This is a genomic window from Acinetobacter sp. GW821-FHT01E09, from assembly GCF_059422385.1.
Window position 1 is genome coordinate 4247372 of record NZ_JBWKWU010000001.1, and the last position, 17831, is coordinate 4265202.

Below are 17831 nucleotides of genomic sequence, written 5' to 3' on the forward strand. Positions count from 1 at the left end.
GCCTAAAAAACACACGTCGTCGCAAACGTAGACGAATTGTCAACAGACCCTAGTAAAAAAGAGCTTGATTCAAATTTCTGCTTGTTAATTCCCTGCTTTTTGTTAAATTTAAATCATTCAAAGCACTTACTCTAATAATGAATCAAACTAAAACGCCAAAATTTGCCATCGTCGGTGCAGGAACAGCAGGGCTTGCTGCAGCAATTTTACTCGCACAACAAAATATTCAGGTTACTATTTTTGAGAAAGTATCTGAGCTTGAACCTGTCGGTGCTGGCTTATTGCTTCAACCGTCTGGACTTGCAGTTTTTGAGCACTTAGGTGTGCTTGATGATGCGGTTAAACTTGGTGCAATGGTCACAGGCTTAGAGGGACAACTCGCCAATGGCTTTAAACTGGTAGATAGTCATTATGCCCAAGCCCATCCCGATTTTTATGGTTTAGGTATCCATCGAGCAAGCTTATGTCATGTTTTGCAAAATAAATGCCATGAATTTCCTGAACTGATCACTTGGCACATGAATGCCGATATTGAAAAACTTAAAGAATCAGCAGATGAAATCCGAGTTTTCGGTCAGGTCAATGGTGAGTCTTTTGATGAAGTCTTTGATAGCGTTATTGTTGCCAATGGTGCGCGAAGCCAGTTAAGACCAATCGAATGGGTTAAAATCGATCAAGCCTACCCTTGGGGTGCTAAATGGACCATTGTGCCTGAATGTTTGCAGCTTGATACTCAAATTTTGCACCAATTTTATGATCGCTCTAAGATCATGATGGGAATCCTACCTACAGGCGCAATTCCCACTCAGCCCAAGCAACGACTTTCCAGCATTTTCTGGAGTCTTCCAACCGATCAGCTTGGAAATTTTTTGCCTCATCAACAAGCCCGTGCTGAGTGGTTAAAAACGCTATCCAAACGCTGGAAGCCCGCAGCTGAATGGTTAGAGCAAGTAATCGCCAATCCTGAAGAAAAACAACAATGGCTTTCTGCCCATTATCGCGATGTAGTGCTGTCTAAATTTGGGCAAGGTCGCATCGGTATCATTGGAGACGCTGCACATGCAATGAGTCCACAACTTGGACAAGGTGCAAATATGGCGCTTTTAGATGCATGGGCTTTGGGACAAGCAGTTCAAGCTGCCCGAAACAATCAAACGATCGATTATGCAAAGCTATGGCAGTGCTATCATCAACATCGCAAAAGCTCATCCGCATTTTATCAATTTTTAAGCCGTTTACTCACGCCCCTTTACCAGTCTGATCTTTGGTGGGCAGGCGGTTTACGAGATCTAAGCTTCTCTTGGATGTACCGTATCCCTTATTTTCGTAAAGAAATGGCAATCACTGTGTCGGGATTAAAATCAGGTATGTTTACCCAAATGAAGTATGAGGATATTGCTCGATCGTCTTTGGCAAGGGAAAAATAATGTGCACTCAAGTTACCCATTCTGTAATTTTAAAGTGTGAACAAGCGTTTTAATCTCGACTCAATCCATAATCAATATTTTCCTAAAATGCTGGAAATAACGTACACTATACAACCGCTACCATGTCAACGTAGCGCCCTTTCTTTTTATAACTTGGTGAAATCCTATGAACAATCTGCAATGGCTCGATGAAGTAAAATTTAACGAACAAGGACTTATTCCTGCTATTGCACAACATCATCAAACTGGTCGTATTTTGATGGTGGCATGGATGAACCGTGAAGCATTACAACTGACTGCTGAAAAAATGCAGGGCGTTTACTTTTCTCGTTCACGAAATAAATTATGGTTTAAAGGCGAAGAGTCTGGCCATTTTCAAACTGTTTATGAAATCCGTTTAGACTGTGATGCAGATGTTATCGTTTTACAAATTGAACAGCATGGTGGAATCGCCTGCCATACAGGTCGAGAGTCTTGCTTCTATCGCAAGCTCACTGCAACGGGTTGGGAAATTGTCGATGCACAATTAAAAGATCCAAATGCAATATACGGTGAAAAACCTTCATCGAATCCACATACTATTGCCATGAATAGCTCCAATGCGCAGGCTGAACAAGTCGAAGTCTTGGGTTATTTAGGCAAAATGATGGCTGAACGTAAAGCAGCTGATCCAGATTCTTCTTATGTGGCAAAGCTTTACCACAAAGGTTTAAATAAAATCTTAGAGAAAATTGGTGAAGAAAGTATTGAAACCATCATTGCCGCAAAAGATTTTAAATCTGAAGCGTGTGAAGATCATAAAAATGATCTGATCTATGAAGTTGCAGATTTATGGTTCCATACCATTGTGATGCTTGGTTATTTTGAGTTGGATGTGCAATTGGTACTTAACGAGCTTGCACGCCGTCAAGGGCTTTCTGGCTTAGTTGAAAAAGCCAATCGAGATCATTAATTTGGGATTTATAAAAAAAGCAGCGAAATATCGCTGCTTTTTTATTCAAAATCGAAATTAAGAAGATTTTTTCTCAACCGAAGGTGCAATTGGGTCTGCTGTTAAATAGCCCACTGCAGCTGCAAAACGGTCTTTATAATTCGCACGAATCAAAGGATCTAAAGTTGCTTGAACCTTACTATGTAAAGAACCCCAATCCCCTGGATGCTGGAAGTTACTCATAATATAAGTCCAACCATTGATTGAATCGACTGCATGTAAACCTGTTGATTCAGCACCTGCTGGGCAAGAAAGAATACGATCTAATTTCTTGGTGTCTACGTTATACGCCCATAAGTAGTTATTCACATGGTTACCACTGTCTTCACCAATGAATAAGGTACGGAATGTTTCAGAGAACTTTAAGTTATCTGCACTTGCAATCGTATTTGGATCAGAAGTATTGCCGATATTTAACGGATCAGCAGAAGCATCAATATCTTTTCCAATTAAAAGCATGTGTGATTGGTATGGCACCCAGTCACTTTGAATAGCTTTACCAGATTTATCGCTCTTAGAACCTGCTAGATCATGTGCAACAATACCACCAGCAGAAATCTTTTTCGCAAATCCTACATTATGTGACTCTAACCAAGCAGCATTACCTTTAATCATTGAATCTTGAATATTGGCAAGGGCTGAATAAGCAACTTTGTCTTTAGCATTGACTGTTGTGCCTTCCATTTTGGTAAACGCCATACTACCGCCCATCAACGCTGCGTAGCGATGCGTTTCCAAGAATGCAGCTGCTTTTTCCATACCTGGTTTAACTTTCACCCACACTGTTTTCTTTTGCAGAATGATCTTGGTATAGCTTGCATCTTGTGGATCTTTATCTAAGCTTTCCATGATTTGACTTGGTTGAATATTTTGAACATTCACCAAATCTTCAATTTCTTGACTGGTTGCATGACCCAAGTTAATCCATTGAATTTGTGCAGTTGAGGTTTCATTCAACTCATTTAAATACTTCGCCACATATAATGTTCCAGCAGATAAATCTTTCTCTTTATCCGCAACAAACATAAACAAGCCACCATTGGTATAATCATCACCCATTAACGCAGTACGATTATCAGGCATCACTTGAATCAACTCATGTGAGATACGACCCAAGCAATAGTGTTTTTTCACTGTGCCTGTACCATCTTTATTTACAGTGACTTCAGGTAAGTGACCATAATTATAAGGCTTTGCTGAAGTTTCATCACCATAGACATTTTTACTATAAGCCTTCATGGTGGTCATATCTGTACCTAAGCCTTGACCAAATGCATCTGGCTCATACTCTTCACTTGAAAGGTGTGTGCCCCACGGCGACAGACTTGCACCACAAGTAATCCACAAACCATGCGCTTTTGACATATCAACATTGTGATATTTCACAAAAGACAAATGACCTGTTTTAGGATCTTGATCCAGTGAAATCACCCCAATTGGCGATGGCAACTTGCCATACATGTCATTACCCGCCAAATCACGTGTGGTATATTCAAATTGCACCACAGCAAATACAGGATTTCCTTTTACACCATCAACCTTGGCATCTTTCACTGTCAATAATGAGGTACCATCTGGGCAATCTGAAAAGAACTGACGTGGCGAACCTGTAGAGTTATCCATGATTGGCTTATTATTAATATCATAATAACCACCAGCCAAGATCTTCCCACCTTTTCCATCATTCACCATATCACCTGTTTGGAAGAAGGTTTTATAAGCAAGTTTGTAGTCAGTCTTGGTATTGTCATCCCAAGTTACAGCTAAACCAGAAGCAACTGTTGTTGTTGCCATTGCTGCTGCATTTGCCAATGTTGGTGCATCCATTGGTGTAAATGTTGCAGATTTTAATTTAGCTGGATTGATCGGTGGTTTAACTGCAGTATTTTTATCATCATCATTACAACCTGCAAGTGTGGCTGAAGTTGCCATTGCCCCAAGTGGAAGAAATGGAATGCTGGCTAACCAAGTAAGCACTTCACGGCGTGTGTGTCGGCTGGCTGAATTTGTCATAACTTTATCCGAATATGTTTTAGAATTTTCCCGTGCTCAGTTTAGAAAGCAGTTATGACAATCTAGTTTCACTTTTAAGTCATTTTAAAGACAAAAGCCCCAATACCTCATATTATGATAAAAATGATCAGGATACGGCCCAGCAGATTCTTAGCACAGTCGTTTAAATAACATCTTGTTAGATTTCACCCTAGTGCTGAGCAATTTTTGCTATACTCTGTCCCATATTGAATTTTCAAGCTAATAAGATTTTATAAATACTGTGCCTTATTCTTTTACACCCACATCTGAGCAAAGCTTTGCAATCGCAGAAGCGAAAAAAGGACAATCATTTAAAGTGATTGCCTATGCTGGCACAGGTAAAACCACGACTTTGCAGTTAATCAGTGATGCGATGACGGAGCGCCGTGGGATGTATTTGGCCTTTAATAAGGCAATTGCCACTGAAGCACAGAATAAATTTCATCAAAATGTAGATTGCCGAACCTTCCACTCTTTGGCGTTTCGTAGTGTGTCGCGTGGAGTCACCGATAAATTACGTCTACCACGTTTAAGTCCCAGTTTTATTGCCAAAGAGTATCGTCTCGAACCGATTACGCTTAGACGTTTAATGGGCGGGCGTTATGAAAAATATGTGCTAATGCCCAGTCGTTTGGCGAGTTTAGTTGCCAATGCTGTAAGCTATTTCTGCTCGACCAGCTCACAATATCCAGCACCACGTCATATCCAAGCACCAAGTTGGCTGCATGCAGATGATATCGAGTCTTTACAAAAACACCTTTACCCAGCTGTAGAAAGACGTTGGTTAGAATCGATTGATACCAATCATCAAGCAGGCATAGGTCATGATATTTATTTAAAACTCTGGGCATTATCAGATCCATTTATTCCAGCAGATTATGTGCTCTTTGATGAAGCACAAGATGCTGATCCATTAATGCTTGGTATTTTATTGCGTCAGCGTAATACCCAAGTGATTTATGTCGGTGATGCACATCAACAAATTTACGCATGGCGTGGTGCGGTCAATGCCATGCAACAAATGCCACTCCCTGAATCTCGTTTAACCACTTCATTCCGTTTTGGTGATGCGATTGCAGATGTGGCCAATCATTTGCTCGGTGCATTGGATGAAACTGTGCCTTTATTGGGCAATCCTGAAATGAAATCGAGTGTGGTCAATAAACCACATACTAAAATGCGTGATGCGATTTTATGTCGCACCAATGCACGTGCAATGGAGTTGCTTCTTTCTGGTCTCGTGCAAGGCGATAAAGTTGGACTACAAGCCGATCATGCAAAACTCAACCGTTTTGTTGATGCTGCAAGTTTACTTAAACAAGGTAAACGTGTTGTTGATGTACCTGAACTGGCTTGGTTTAACTCTTGGCATGATGTACATGAATACTGTGAAACCAACGATGGCAGTGATATCAAACCCTTAGTCAAATTGGTTGACGATCACGGTACGGAACCTCTCAAAAAAGCACTTGCTAAAATAACCCCAATAGAGCAAGCTGATTATGTGATTTCAACTGCACATAAGGCCAAAGGGCTAGAATGGAATCGTGTACATATCGAAGATGATTACCAATTTAAAATAAACGGTTTAGAACATAAAATCAGCGATGAAGAATTAAGACTGTTATATGTTGCCTGTACACGGGCGAAGGTTAGCTTAAATATTCATCACATCTATGATCTCGTGCAACAATTGAAAGTAAAAGAGCCATTTAAAAATAAAGCAACAGCATAAGGGTTTTGAGCAGTTCATCTGTATTAGCGAAAAAATCGCAAGGTGAAAATATCAACAGCTTTTTATGCTGTCCGTCAATGTTCAGGTATCCTATGAAACTAGCAGCAATTCATTTTCGCCACACATACCATTTTGCTGATTTAAAAATAGACTTTAATTATAAAAACAAACCAATCAGTTTAATTGTTGGCGAACAAGCCAGTGGAAAAACAGCAATTATTAAAAATATTTACCAAGCTTTGACTTGGTTTCCTGCACGTCTAAAAGATTTACGCACCCCTGGTGTGGTGATGCTCGACCAAGACATCATGTTAGATCGAGTGCAATCCAAAATAGATGTTAAAATCAAATTCCCAATAGAGTTTGGTCAACTCGCAGAAAGCACTGCAACAGCAGAACAATATCCGCAAACTTGTCATTGGCAATTATATAAAACCTTAAATAGTTCTGGTGTTGGTCTGAGCAAAGTTGACTTAGTACAACTCGAACAATTGGTAGAACGTTATAATCTAGTGCTCAAAAAAGATCCTGTTCAAGGCTTACCTTTAATTGCCTACTACCCTGCTGAACGATTTGTAAATGAAGTGAATATTCTCAATAAAAATAATCCCATTATTTTACAAGCGCACAATGCCTATGAGTTAGTACCAATTCCATATACCACCTTTGCACGATTTTTCGAATGGTTTCGCGAAATCAGTGATATTGAAAATGCACAAATCGCGCAACTTTTTCAAAGTGTTTTAGCGCAAAAAGAATCTTCAAATCAAAGTGATGAGGATTTTCAAAGTATTTTATTTCAAGCCCGTGCTCAATTACATGCACCCAGCTTAAAAGCCTTAAAGCAAAGCTTGAATATTGTCCTTCCTGAAGTCACAGATCTCTATTTAGAGTATCAGCCCAAATTACAACTGATGGTCACTTATAAAAATCAAAGCCTAACTTACTCACAACTGTCGAATACGGTTAAAAATTGGCTGGCCTTAGTCGGTGATTTAGTGCGTCGTATGTGCATACTCAATCCTTTAAGTCTTTATCCTTGTGAAGAAGGTGAAGGCATCTTACTGATTGATCAAATTGATGTTGATTTAGACCAATTTGGCCTACAGTTAATTCTCGATCGTTTAAATCAGGCCTTTCCTCGTTTACAGATCATTGCTACAGCCAGTCATGAAGAGCTGCTTGAGCAAGCCGATGAATATCAATGTTTTAAACTGGACAATAAAAAGCTTTATGAAATCCAGAACAATAAAGTATGGCAAGAATACCAAGATATTTATGCAAACTTGCTCAAAGAAGTTCCCAAAAGCGCTGAACAGGATTTGCTTGAACCCGAACCCAATCTGCCAGTAAATGTTCAACAGCTTTTTGAGCAGTTTAAACACCTCAGTGAAGAACAAAAGACTGAATTAAAACGTTTAATGCAGTCTGGTGATGACCAAGCGTCACATAAGTTCTTATTATAGAAATACCTCAGCCTACACCCGTCAATAGCAGACAGTGAATGATCATTAATCGTGTATCACTGTCTTTTATGTTTCATTCTCAAATCATGAATATATTCACGTTCACATTCATTGTTCTATAAAATCCCAAACAGCATAGATTGATTGTTACAGCATGATTTTCAAACAGCAAAAAGTCACATGAAGCGTATAATTACAAATGTTTGCGTAAAAAATGACAAAATAAATTGATGTTATTCTACTCATGTAATAAGATGAAAAAATCAATTTAAATTAGATTTTTCAATGCAAATTGATTTTCTAATCGCTTTCTCAAGTTGCGCAACACAACTCATTTTTTAATTACTAATTTAATTCGGCTTTCAAGATTTAAGTTATTGGACTGTTCCTTGCATTCCTCAAATCCTTGAAAGATAAGATTCACATAGGTTTCACGACCTATTCACGACAATGGATACGCGTGTGCTTCCGATTATTATTCTTTTACCATTAATACTTGGCACTATCGTTGTTCTGTGGCTGAAGCAATTCTCTCGCGGGGTAACAGCCTTAGGGGCAATCGGGGTCAGTTTAAGCAGTTTTATCCTGCTACTGACTCAAGCGAAAACAGTATTAAGTGGACAAGCCGTTTTAGAGCAGTGGCAATGGCTACCTCAAATTGGTATTGATTTTAGTTTCCGATTAGATGCTTTAAGTTTAATTTTTTCATTGCTGATCACGGGGATCGGCACACTGATTTATATCTATGCCTATTATTATCTAAACCCGAAAAATTCTCTGAGTAAGCTCTATGCATTGTTGATGCTGTTTATGGCCGCAATGTTGGGTATTTCCTTGTCGAATAACTTAATTATTTTATTGGTTTTTTGGGAACTAACCAGTATTTCATCATTCTTGTTAGTAGGCTATTGGAGTAACTACGACGCCGCGCAACGTGGTGCACGGATGGCGCTCACCATCACTGGTATGGGTGGCTTAGCCATGCTGGGTGGCTTTATTCTGATTGGTCAAATCGCAGGAACCTATCAAATTGACCAACTCACCATGATGGCGAGTACAATTCAAAATAGTGGTTTATTTGTTCCCGCTTTATTGTTGATTTTATTGGGTGCGTTTACCAAAAGTGCGCAATTCCCCTTCCATTTCTGGCTACCCAATGCCATGGCAGCACCAACCCCTGTCTCCGCCTATCTGCATTCAGCAACTATGGTAAAAGCAGGGATTTTTCTGGTTGCACGCTTACTGCCAATCTTTGTTGGCTCGGCATTGTTCCATAATCTTGTCACCACAATTGGTCTGCTGACCTTATGTATGGCGGCATTTTTTGCCATCTTTAAAGAAGATTTAAAAGGCTTACTGGCTTATTCAACCATCAGTCATTTAGGCTTGATCATGTGCCTTTTGGGTATAGGCTCACCTTTAGCCGTGGCTGCTGCAGTTTTCCATATTATCAATCATGCAACCTTTAAAGCGGCATTATTTATGCTGGCTGGGATCATTGACCATGAATCTGGTACACGGGATTTAAGAAAGTTAAGTGGGCTTTGGCAACTTCTTCCATTTACAGCAACATTAACCATGATTACCGCTGCAAGTATGGCGGGTGTACCTTTGACCAATGGCTTTATCTCAAAAGAAATGTTTTTTACTGAGCTATTGGCAAACTTATCTGGTGGCTATGTTGTGTTGGCAGCAATTGTTGCGACATTGGCAGGTTTATTTGCGGTCGCTTACTCAGTTCGTCTGGTACATGGTGTATTTTTTGATGGTGATGTGGGGCGTGATGTTCCCAATAAAAATGCCCATGAGCCGCCAATCGGTATGCGAATTCCAGCAATCATATTGGCAACTTTATGTATTTTAGTGGGGATCATTCCTGCACTGCTGGTTGAAAACATTGTCAATGCTGGAACACGCGCATCAACACAAATTGCCAGTTTTGAAGGGGTTCATTTAGCCATCTGGCATGGTTTTAATTTACCGTTACTGATGAGTGCAATTGCCTTAATTGGTGGTGTGATTTTTTATTTCGCATTGGCCAAAGGCGGGCGAATTCGTGAAATTGATCTTGATCCACACTTAGGTCGTTTCCAAGGCAAATTATTATTTGAAGATTTCCTTAAAAATCTCCTGCTGATTTCACGCAAAATTAAGAAAAAAACTGAAACTGGCTCATTACAAAATTATTTATTGTGGATTTTGGCCTTAAGTATTGCTGTGGTTGCCACACCATTGATCAACCAAAATTTAACCACAGGAACACGTGAACTCACACATGCACCCTTTACTGCAATCGTGTTATGGCTGTTATTGTTCTCCGCCTGCTGGATGATGCTGTGGTTCCACCATGAACGTATCAAAGCGGTTCTGATTAGTGGTGCAATTGGTTTGGTCGTGACAATGATTTTCATCACGCTCTCTGCGCCAGACTTAGCACTGACACAAATTACTGTGGATGTTGTCACAACAGTTCTATTGTTGATGAGTTTATCACTGCTTCCTCAATTAACCCCTTATGAGTCCAGCCAAACCCGTCGTTGGCGTGATGCAGTCATTGCAATTGGTGGCGGTATTGGTATTGGTTGGATTACTTGGTTAATCATGACACGTGATCATAATTCGATTTCATGGTTCTTTGTTCAGCAGTCAATTCCGTTAGGCGGTGGCTCAAACATTGTCAATGTCATTCTGGTTGATTTCCGTGGTTTCGATACCTTTGGTGAAATTGCCGTATTGGGCATTGCAGCCATTGGTGCGCTGTGCATGATGGATGGGATGCGTGCACATGGTACCACGATCACTCAAGGTCTGAGCTATCGTTTCAATCCATCGCCGCTGATGTTCCGTATGACAGCTTCATGGGTACTGCCGATCGCACTTGTGGTAAGTCTGTATATTTTCCTACGAGGACATAATTATCCAGGTGGTGGCTTTATTGCAGGCTTAATTACTTCTATGGCATTGGTGATTCAATATATCGCGATTGGACAAGATCAGGCTGAAAAAATGCTGCGTGCTCAATCTGGTCGTTTATACGAAATCTGGATTGGTTTAGGGCTGATCATTGCTGGGCTTTCAGGTCTGGCTTCATGGTTCTGGGCACGTCCATTTCTCACCAGCGCACATGTTTATGTGGAATCAGGGCTGTTTGGCAAATTCCATCTGGCCTCTGCTGCCGGATTTGACCTTGGCGTATATGTCACGGTTGTTGGTGCAGCAATGTTACTCATTTCTGTTTTAGGCGACTCTAGACATTCAAGCATGTCTGGTCCAGTACCCAAGGAGTAATGCATGATCAGTTTAGAATTTTTAATTGCATCTGCGATTGGATTATTGGTTGCCTCAGGAATTTATCTGATTCTTCGTGCACGTACCTTTCCAGTCGTTCTTGGATTAGCCATGATTGGCTATGCAGTCAATATCTTCCTGTTTTCGATGGGAAGAATACAAATCAGTTCACCTGCGATTTTAACCCAAGCCAGCAAAGTCACTGACCCTTTGCCTCAAGCTTTAGTGCTAACCGCAATTGTCATTGGCTTTGCAACGACTGCTTTTATCGTTCAATTGGCATTACGCAGTCGTTATGAGTCTGGGACAGACCATGTAGACACCAAAGAGGAACCGAGTAATTTTGACCCACGTGAGGATGAGCCATAATGACCAGCTTTTTAGATTTTTGGTATGCTCATTCTCCAATCCTGAGTATTTTAATTCCTGCATTTACAGGCTTTATGCTGATTTTATTAGGCAATCCTGGTTCAGGCGCTTTAAAACATGATTGGCGACAACCTTGGCGCCGTGGCATTAGCTTAATCTCGGTTATGCTTGGACTCGCCACTGCGATTGCTTACTTGATTCAAGCCAATACAGGGAAAATCTTTGTTTATCAACTTGCTGAATGGTCTGCACCATTTGGGATTGTCTTGGTACTGGATCGTTTATCCGCATTAATGCTGGTTCTCACCTATACACTTGCCGCGCCTGTATTGTGGTTTGCCAGCAAAGAATGGGATGAACGTGGGCGTTATTTTCATGCCATGTTCCATCTTCTTTTAATGGGTCTGACTGGTGCATTCTTAACAGGTGACTTATTTAACCTGTTTGTATTCTTTGAAATATTACTGATGGCGTCTTATGTCTTGCTGTTACATGGTCAAGGCAAAGCCCGTTTCCAATTAGGCATTCACTACGTCACCATCAACTTACTGGCTTCTGCCCTATTCCTCATCGGTTTAGGTATGATTTATGGCAGTGTGGGCAGTTTGAATATGGCCGATGTCGGCCGTTTATTACCGACCTTGGAAAACGATCAACATCGACTTGCTATAGCAGGTGGTTTGCTTCTATTTGTTGTATTTGGTATCAAAGCAGCCATGTTACCTGTGGGTTTCTGGTTGCCAAAAACCTATGCTGTTGCCGCGACACCTGTTGCTGCTATTTTCACCATCATGACCAAAGTCGGTGTGTATGCAATTTTACGGGTCAATGGTACTGTCTTTAATGATCAGCTTGGACAAACGATCTTTAGCAACTACTTATTGCCAATTGGTTTAATCACATCATTATATGGTGTGATCGGTGCACTCGCAGCTGAACGCTTACGCCGCTTCGTTGGCTTTATGGTGTTATCCTCAGTCGGAACGATTTTAGTTGCCATTGCCATGTTTAACACACCAGCATGGGCTGCTGGATTGTATTACCTCGTTCACAGTACCATCATTGCCGCTTCGTTCTATTTGCTCTGTGGTTGGATTACTTCACAGCGTGGTGCAATGAAAGATCATCTCAAAGTCGCACCAAAGATGAAGCAAGACAAAGTCATTGCCATGACGTTCTTCCTTATCGCTTTGATGATGGCAGGTTTGCCGCCATTTAGTGGTTTTTTAGGCAAAGTCTTAATCTTACAGGCAACTGCAAACATGACCGCACAAGGCTGGATTATTGCGATTATCTTGATTGTGAGTTTTTTAAGTATTCTGGCATTTACACGGGTTGGATTTATCCTGTTTTGGCGAGCGACGGCACCTGAGGACAATCCGAAAGAAGACGCTTATACAGCCTATCAAGCCTTACCCGAGCAAGCTCCTGCACGCAATGACAAAAGTGTTTACCTGCTACTGGCAGGACTGATTGTCTATGTCGTTTGTGCTGCTCCAATTTTAAATTATGTTGAAAAAACAGCGCTACAAGTTTCTGATGCCTCACTTTATCAACAAAGTATTTTAAAATTGGATGGGCATGGTGAAACCATCAGTGTACAACCTTTCGATCCGCACTATGTACCTGAAACAAAATACAATGGTGAAATGGTTGATCCAAATGCACACTATATTCCCTATATCATTAGCCCAGAAACTCTAAAAGGCGAACATATCTCTGAATTTAAGCAACGCCAAATTCAGGGGCAAGAACAGCAACAACATGTTGAAAATGCTCAACTCAAGCCTATGGAGCAATAAATGCAAAATAAATCATTATTCGCTCGTATTTTCCCGCATCCTTTTGTGTCGGTGATTGTGGCAATGAGTTGGCTCATGTTGAACCATAGTGCTGAAAGCTTTGATTTTGTTGTGGCAATCAGTTTGGGATTACTCATCCCTAAACTGATTCAACCCTTTATCATTCATACGCCCAATATTCATTGGAAAGGCGCCATTCAATTATTTTTTGTGGTGCTATGGGACATCGTCATCAGCAATATCAAAGTTGCTAAACAAGTCTTAGGCCCAACCAAAAATCTCACCCCGAAATGGTTTCGAGTTCCTTTGGAAACCGACCATGAACATGTCAATACGTTATTGGCGATGATCATTACCACCACACCAGGTACAGTCAGTGCTGGGATTGATCAAGAACGTGGTGATATTTTGGTTCATGCACTAAGTTGTGATGATGTAGACGCAGAAATTCAAGCGATTAAAGCCCGCTATGAAGTTCCGTTAATCGAAATCTTTGACCTGCAACGAGGAGCACGTTCATGAGTATTTTACCTTATGCACTTGGCATTTGCCTGCTCGCTGTGACCATCTCTATGTTGTTATGTTTGATTCGTTTGGTGATGGGCCCTTCTATCGTAGATCGATTATTGGCACTGGATACCTTGTTTTTAAATGCAACCTGCTTAGTTGTCATTCTTGGCATTTATTGGGCAAGTACCTCAATGTTTGAAGGCGCATTATTGGTTGCAATGCTGGGCTTTGTTTCAACTGCTGCACTGGCTCGTTATTTTACAACGGGTCATGTGGTTGATTAAGGAGAAAGTACATGGAAAATAATATGCAAATAGTCATGGAAATCATCGTTTCATTCTTCTTGATTGTTGGTGCGTTTTTTACTTTGGTAGGTGGCATAGGTATGGTCAAATTACCAGACTTATTTATGCGTCTACATGCACCGACAAAATCCAGTACCTTGGGTTTAGGCAGCTTTTTAATCGCGGGAATGATTTACGCAGCATTTAACAGTCGTTTAGGTTTTGCAGAGTTATTGATCACACTGCTTGCCTTTATTACAGCCCCAGTATCTGCAAACTTGATTGCTCAGGCAGCAATTCATTTACGTCTACGTTCAACCTCAGGTGATGTACCTGAAGCAATTAATCGTCCTTTACCATGGCAACGTCAAAAGATCATAAAACAGTTTAAAGATAAGATTTAATTCATTTTCTGACTAATTGTTGACTGGTTGATTGGTTGGCTAAATTAAATTGGACTGAGTCTAGGTACATACTGACTTAGTCCAATTTAAGCCATAACCAAGCTTAGATTGTCTGAAATACATTATCATCAAACTATATAAACTTTTCCCTATAAAATAAGCTTTGGCAAACCTTACTGCTATATTCATTCTCTTTTAAAAAATCATCTAAGTATGATGTTAGGCTCTTCTATACAACATAAATCTAAAATTCAGCCCTAGTCCTCTTCAATGAAATCTGTACAATAAAAATCAGCTAAATAAAAGAGATCAGCGATGTATACAGGTATCGTTCAAGGCTTAGAAAAAGTTGTAAACATCCAACAAGGTGATAATTTTACAACCCTTTATATTTCCAATGAAAATGGCTTTTTAAATGATGTTTTTATTGGCGCCAGTGTCGCAATCGATGGTACATGCCTAACCGCAACAAGTTTTGATGCTGTTGCAAATATAGCCTCATTTGATGTTTCAGCACTGACCACTTCTCTCACCACATTACAATTTTTAAAAATTGGTGATGAAGTCAATATCGAAAGATCTATCAAAGCTGGCATGGAAAACGGTGGGCATAATATTTTTGGGCATATCGAAGGTATGGCAACCATTAAAGATGTGGTTCATACCGGTGAAACACTACACATAGATATCGTTATTCCAGATGACAATATCAAATACTTCTTTAAAAAAGGCTTTATTGGACTGCAAGGTTGCAGCTTGACGGTCAATCGCGTGGATCGGAAAACCAATGAAATTTCAGTGGATTTAATCCCCGAAACCTTACGTTTGACGACATTTAAACATGTCCAAATTGGTGGCAAACTCAATTATGAAATTGACCAAATGACCCGCACTATGGTCGATACTTTAGAAAGTATCCATCAACGTCAGCAAGAAAACTAAAAGAGCCAATCTTATAAATTGGCGCTTTGATCTAAAGCATTGTCTTAACTATATAACGGCAGATGAACTTCTTCTTGGAAACTTTCCATTCCATAATCATCTGCTAACTTTTCTTTCCAGTACGCCACAATCTTCGAATAATCAATTTCATCAGGATGAAAGTCAGATTTGTAATAAGATAAATATTCAGGAATCAATGAAATCAACATTTTAGAAATCATATATACCCCGAAGATATTTTGCGGCACTTTAGGTAAACTTTTTCTCCAGTCTTGCATAAACAAACGGGTAGCCGAATAAAACGTTAAACTTGCAAAACCCGTAGTCACATTACGCATCACTGTACGACGAGTACGATCATCTTTATAAATCGCCTGATATACATCAAATGCCACTGCACGATGCTCAATTTCTTCGATTGCATGCCACACCCAAAGTTTCACCGCATCATCATCCAGAGTGCTTAAAACTTCAGGATGACGAAGAATATAGCCACCCAATAATGCAGTAAAATGCTCAAAAGCTGCGGTAACTGCAAGTTGTAATTTAGGATGTACACTTTTAATCAGTGCATCTCGACGCGCCAACCATGCTTGAAAACTGTCTAAGTTATAATCATCACGGCGCCATGCATCATTGAATTCAGTATGGGCTTTGGAGTGCATGGCCTCTTGACCAATAAATGCTGCAATTTGCGCTTGCAATTTTTCATCCGTGATTTTGTCACGTACATTACGCACACTATGTACAAAGAACTGCTCACCAATCGGAAATGTTGAAGAAAGCGCAGTCAATAAATGTGACATCACAGGAGAATTGGCAAAAAAATGTCTGCGAATTGCTTTTGGGTTAAAGCTTGGTTTACGGACTTTAATACCAATAGCTTTAGGACGATTTAAATATGATTTTTCTGCCGTCGCTTGAACTGTTGACATAAGGATAATCCTACATTTGTCTGAATTTAAGCTATATTGGCACAATCTCAATATTTGTATATTGCAGAATCATCCACACAGTTGACCTAAAATATCATTTTCAAGAAAACACATGGCTCAATTAAAAATCCAAAAAAAATAAAATCTCAAGATATTGATAAAATTAAATTTATTAAAAACAAATATATTTCTTATCTTCACAAAAAAGTGTTTTATCGTTTACACAAAGCCTAAAATCGAGATTTTAGGCATGCTTTTATTGACTTAAATGACATTTTTCAATCAGGTTGAGTTGTGTTTTAATTTTTAAAACAATCACATAGGATCCATTCAAAACTTGAACTCAATTTATAAATATTTATGCTTGCAACGTCATATAAACATTCAACAAAAAAGCATGTGTTTTATAGAACCCAAACAAACAGAATTCGTCTAGGAACTTTTTTTGTATTAAAAAAACAAACTATTGCTTTAGTGTGATTGGCAAATTTTATTGCTAAATTGCACTTTTCATCGCTTTTCCATAACTGATTTAAGCCTTAAAACTGCTTCTTTCAACGCCATCACTTTGAATCAGTTTTGCGCTGAAAAACCATGTGCCCAAGTAGATAAAGCGTCTAATACAGGAATAAATGTTTGACCAAATGCAGTTAATTCATACACCACTTTGACTGGAGGCTTGTCACCAAATACGGTTCTGGAAATAAAACCATTCTTTTCCAATTGCTTAAGTTGCAAAATTAAGGTCATTTCTGTGATATCTGGCATATCACGCTTAAGTTGATTAAAACGTTTTGACTCCTCCTTTAGATAATAAAGAATCACGGTTTTCCATTTCCCACCAATTAAATCCATCACCATACTAATCGGGCAATGATAGGTCTTATCGTGAAACGTCACTTCACAGGTGTTTTGCTCAATATTCATTTTTCTGCCAGCTATCAAAATGGATAGTTATTGTACATAAAAACTATAATATTTATATTCACTATAATTTTTATAGTTGGAAAAACCAAGATGGCATTACTGATTTTAGCGCATCCCAGTTTTACTGAATCTGTCGCAAATAAAACCATTGTCGATGAATTATCACGAACTCAAACTGATTTAGAAATTCGCCATATTCATGATTTATATCCAGATTATCAAATCGATATTGCAGCAGAGCAAAGTGCACTATTAAGACATGAGTTGATTATTTTACAATGTCCTATGTACTGGTTCAGTATACCTGCCATTTTAAAAATTTGGTTTGATCAGGTATTTACCTATCAATTCGCCTATGGTTCCAAAGGAGACAAGCTTAAAAATAAAAAGCTGTTGCTGAGTATGACCATTGGCCAACCTGAGCAGAATTTTAGTACAGAACAACAGCATTCATTATTGGAGGACTTTTTATCTCCAATTCAAAAATCAGCGCTTTATACCGGAATGGAATATTTAGAACCCGTGTTCTTATATGATATTTCAACTGTTTTAGGACATACACATGCTGAAATCAGAACTCGAGCAAAACAACATAGCTTAAAGTTAAATCATTATCTGCAAACGATTGACTCAAATTAATTTTTTGAATTTGTTGCATTAAAAAGCCCGCATGACTGCGGGCTCTTAAATAGATCTTGAAATATTTAAGGTCTAAAA

At 39.4% G+C, this 17831-nt stretch carries 15 protein-coding genes; 12 read left to right on the forward strand and 3 right to left on the reverse strand.

The window, feature by feature from the left end; all coding sequences use genetic code 11:
• Positions 1 to 137 precede the first annotated feature (137 nt).
• Positions 138 to 1427, forward strand: coding sequence for an FAD-dependent oxidoreductase (locus tag AC07U8_RS19435; protein ID WP_494738447.1), 1290 nt, complete (start codon positions 138 to 140; stop codon positions 1425 to 1427).
• Positions 1428 to 1593: 166 nt separating this feature from the next.
• Complete coding sequence (hisIE, locus tag AC07U8_RS19440; protein ID WP_004816700.1) at positions 1594 to 2379, forward strand: bifunctional phosphoribosyl-AMP cyclohydrolase/phosphoribosyl-ATP diphosphatase HisIE; 786 nt, start codon at positions 1594 to 1596, stop codon at positions 2377 to 2379.
• Between the two features lie 57 nt (positions 2380 to 2436).
• Here the strand turns inward: hisIE and AC07U8_RS19445 are convergent, their stop codons facing one another.
• Positions 2437 to 4431, reverse strand: a complete 1995-nt coding sequence (locus AC07U8_RS19445) for a PhoX family protein (RefSeq protein WP_494738448.1) — start codon at positions 4429 to 4431, stop codon at positions 2437 to 2439.
• A gap of 262 nt (positions 4432 to 4693) precedes the next feature.
• Between AC07U8_RS19445 and AC07U8_RS19450 the strand changes: the two genes are divergently transcribed.
• The 9 genes from AC07U8_RS19450 (at position 4694) to AC07U8_RS19490 (ending at position 15252) form a co-directional block, all read left to right on the forward strand.
• Positions 4694 to 6187, forward strand: a complete 1494-nt coding sequence (locus AC07U8_RS19450; protein ID WP_494738449.1) for a UvrD-helicase domain-containing protein — start codon at positions 4694 to 4696, stop codon at positions 6185 to 6187.
• A gap of 92 nt (positions 6188 to 6279) precedes the next feature.
• Positions 6280 to 7653: an ATP-binding protein gene (locus tag AC07U8_RS19455; RefSeq protein ID WP_494738450.1), complete on the forward strand. Its 1374-nt coding sequence runs from the start codon at positions 6280 to 6282 to the stop codon at positions 7651 to 7653.
• Positions 7654 to 8103: 450 nt separating this feature from the next.
• The gene (locus tag AC07U8_RS19460; protein ID WP_034615026.1) at positions 8104 to 10941 is read left to right on the forward strand and encodes a monovalent cation/H+ antiporter subunit A; all 2838 of its coding nucleotides are present in this window, start codon (positions 8104 to 8106) and stop codon (positions 10939 to 10941) included.
• A gap of 3 nt (positions 10942 to 10944) precedes the next feature.
• On the forward strand, positions 10945 to 11310 hold the full coding sequence (locus AC07U8_RS19465) for a Na+/H+ antiporter subunit C (protein ID WP_004725457.1): 366 nt from the start codon (positions 10945 to 10947) through the stop codon (positions 11308 to 11310).
• Positions 11310 to 13112 (forward strand): monovalent cation/H+ antiporter subunit D, encoded by a 1803-nt coding sequence (locus tag AC07U8_RS19470; protein WP_494738451.1) that lies wholly within the window; start codon positions 11310 to 11312, stop codon positions 13110 to 13112. Before AC07U8_RS19465 ends, AC07U8_RS19470 begins: the two co-directional genes overlap by 1 nt.
• A complete protein-coding gene (locus tag AC07U8_RS19475) occupies positions 13113 to 13634 on the forward strand; it encodes a Na+/H+ antiporter subunit E (protein WP_494738452.1) in 522 nt (173 codons plus the stop codon).
• Complete coding sequence (locus AC07U8_RS19480; RefSeq protein WP_004725452.1) at positions 13631 to 13906, forward strand: monovalent cation/H+ antiporter subunit F; 276 nt, start codon at positions 13631 to 13633, stop codon at positions 13904 to 13906. The genes AC07U8_RS19475 and AC07U8_RS19480 overlap by 4 nt, the downstream gene beginning before the upstream one ends.
• Positions 13907 to 13929: 23 nt before the next feature.
• A complete protein-coding gene (locus AC07U8_RS19485) occupies positions 13930 to 14310 on the forward strand; it encodes a Na+/H+ antiporter subunit G (RefSeq protein ID WP_034615073.1) in 381 nt (126 codons plus the stop codon).
• A 315-nt stretch (positions 14311 to 14625) separates the two neighbouring features.
• Entirely contained in the window at positions 14626 to 15252 is a 627-nt protein-coding gene (locus AC07U8_RS19490; protein WP_336953702.1) for a riboflavin synthase subunit alpha, read from the forward strand.
• 44 nt (positions 15253 to 15296) lie between these two features.
• On the opposite strand, the gene AC07U8_RS19495 is transcribed toward AC07U8_RS19490, so the two are convergent.
• Complete coding sequence (locus tag AC07U8_RS19495; RefSeq protein ID WP_004725446.1) at positions 15297 to 16187, reverse strand: metal-dependent hydrolase; 891 nt, start codon at positions 16185 to 16187, stop codon at positions 15297 to 15299.
• Between the two features lie 573 nt (positions 16188 to 16760).
• Complete coding sequence (locus tag AC07U8_RS19500) at positions 16761 to 17114, reverse strand: winged helix-turn-helix transcriptional regulator (protein ID WP_494738453.1); 354 nt, start codon at positions 17112 to 17114, stop codon at positions 16761 to 16763.
• 90 nt (positions 17115 to 17204) lie between these two features.
• Here AC07U8_RS19500 and AC07U8_RS19505 point away from each other — a divergent pair, with 90 nt between their 5' ends.
• Positions 17205 to 17753, forward strand: a complete 549-nt coding sequence (locus tag AC07U8_RS19505; RefSeq protein WP_494738454.1) for an NAD(P)H-dependent oxidoreductase — start codon at positions 17205 to 17207, stop codon at positions 17751 to 17753.
• The last annotated feature ends 78 nt before the right edge of the window (positions 17754 to 17831 follow it).

Excerpts from the sequence above, each read along its gene's own strand:
- AC07U8_RS19435 (WP_494738447.1), top strand. The coding sequence starts at position 138 with ATGAATCAAACTAAAACGCCAAAATTTGCCATCGTCGGTGCAGGAACA.
- hisIE (WP_004816700.1), top strand. The coding sequence starts at position 1,594 with ATGAACAATCTGCAATGGCTCGATGAAGTAAAATTTAACGAACAAGGA.
- AC07U8_RS19445 (WP_494738448.1), bottom strand. The coding sequence starts at position 4,431 with ATGACAAATTCAGCCAGCCGACACACACGCCGTGAAGTGCTTACTTGG.
- AC07U8_RS19455 (WP_494738450.1), top strand. The coding sequence starts at position 6,280 with ATGAAACTAGCAGCAATTCATTTTCGCCACACATACCATTTTGCTGAT.
- AC07U8_RS19460 (WP_034615026.1), top strand. The coding sequence starts at position 8,104 with ATGGATACGCGTGTGCTTCCGATTATTATTCTTTTACCATTAATACTT.
- AC07U8_RS19465 (WP_004725457.1), top strand. The coding sequence starts at position 10,945 with ATGATCAGTTTAGAATTTTTAATTGCATCTGCGATTGGATTATTGGTT.
- AC07U8_RS19470 (WP_494738451.1), top strand. The coding sequence starts at position 11,310 with ATGACCAGCTTTTTAGATTTTTGGTATGCTCATTCTCCAATCCTGAGT.
- AC07U8_RS19475 (WP_494738452.1), top strand. The coding sequence starts at position 13,113 with ATGCAAAATAAATCATTATTCGCTCGTATTTTCCCGCATCCTTTTGTG.
- AC07U8_RS19480 (WP_004725452.1), top strand. The coding sequence starts at position 13,631 with ATGAGTATTTTACCTTATGCACTTGGCATTTGCCTGCTCGCTGTGACC.
- AC07U8_RS19485 (WP_034615073.1), top strand. The coding sequence starts at position 13,930 with ATGCAAATAGTCATGGAAATCATCGTTTCATTCTTCTTGATTGTTGGT.
- AC07U8_RS19490 (WP_336953702.1), top strand. The coding sequence starts at position 14,626 with ATGTATACAGGTATCGTTCAAGGCTTAGAAAAAGTTGTAAACATCCAA.
- AC07U8_RS19495 (WP_004725446.1), bottom strand. The coding sequence starts at position 16,187 with ATGTCAACAGTTCAAGCGACGGCAGAAAAATCATATTTAAATCGTCCT.
- AC07U8_RS19500 (WP_494738453.1), bottom strand. The coding sequence starts at position 17,114 with ATGAATATTGAGCAAAACACCTGTGAAGTGACGTTTCACGATAAGACC.
- AC07U8_RS19505 (WP_494738454.1), top strand. The coding sequence starts at position 17,205 with ATGGCATTACTGATTTTAGCGCATCCCAGTTTTACTGAATCTGTCGCA.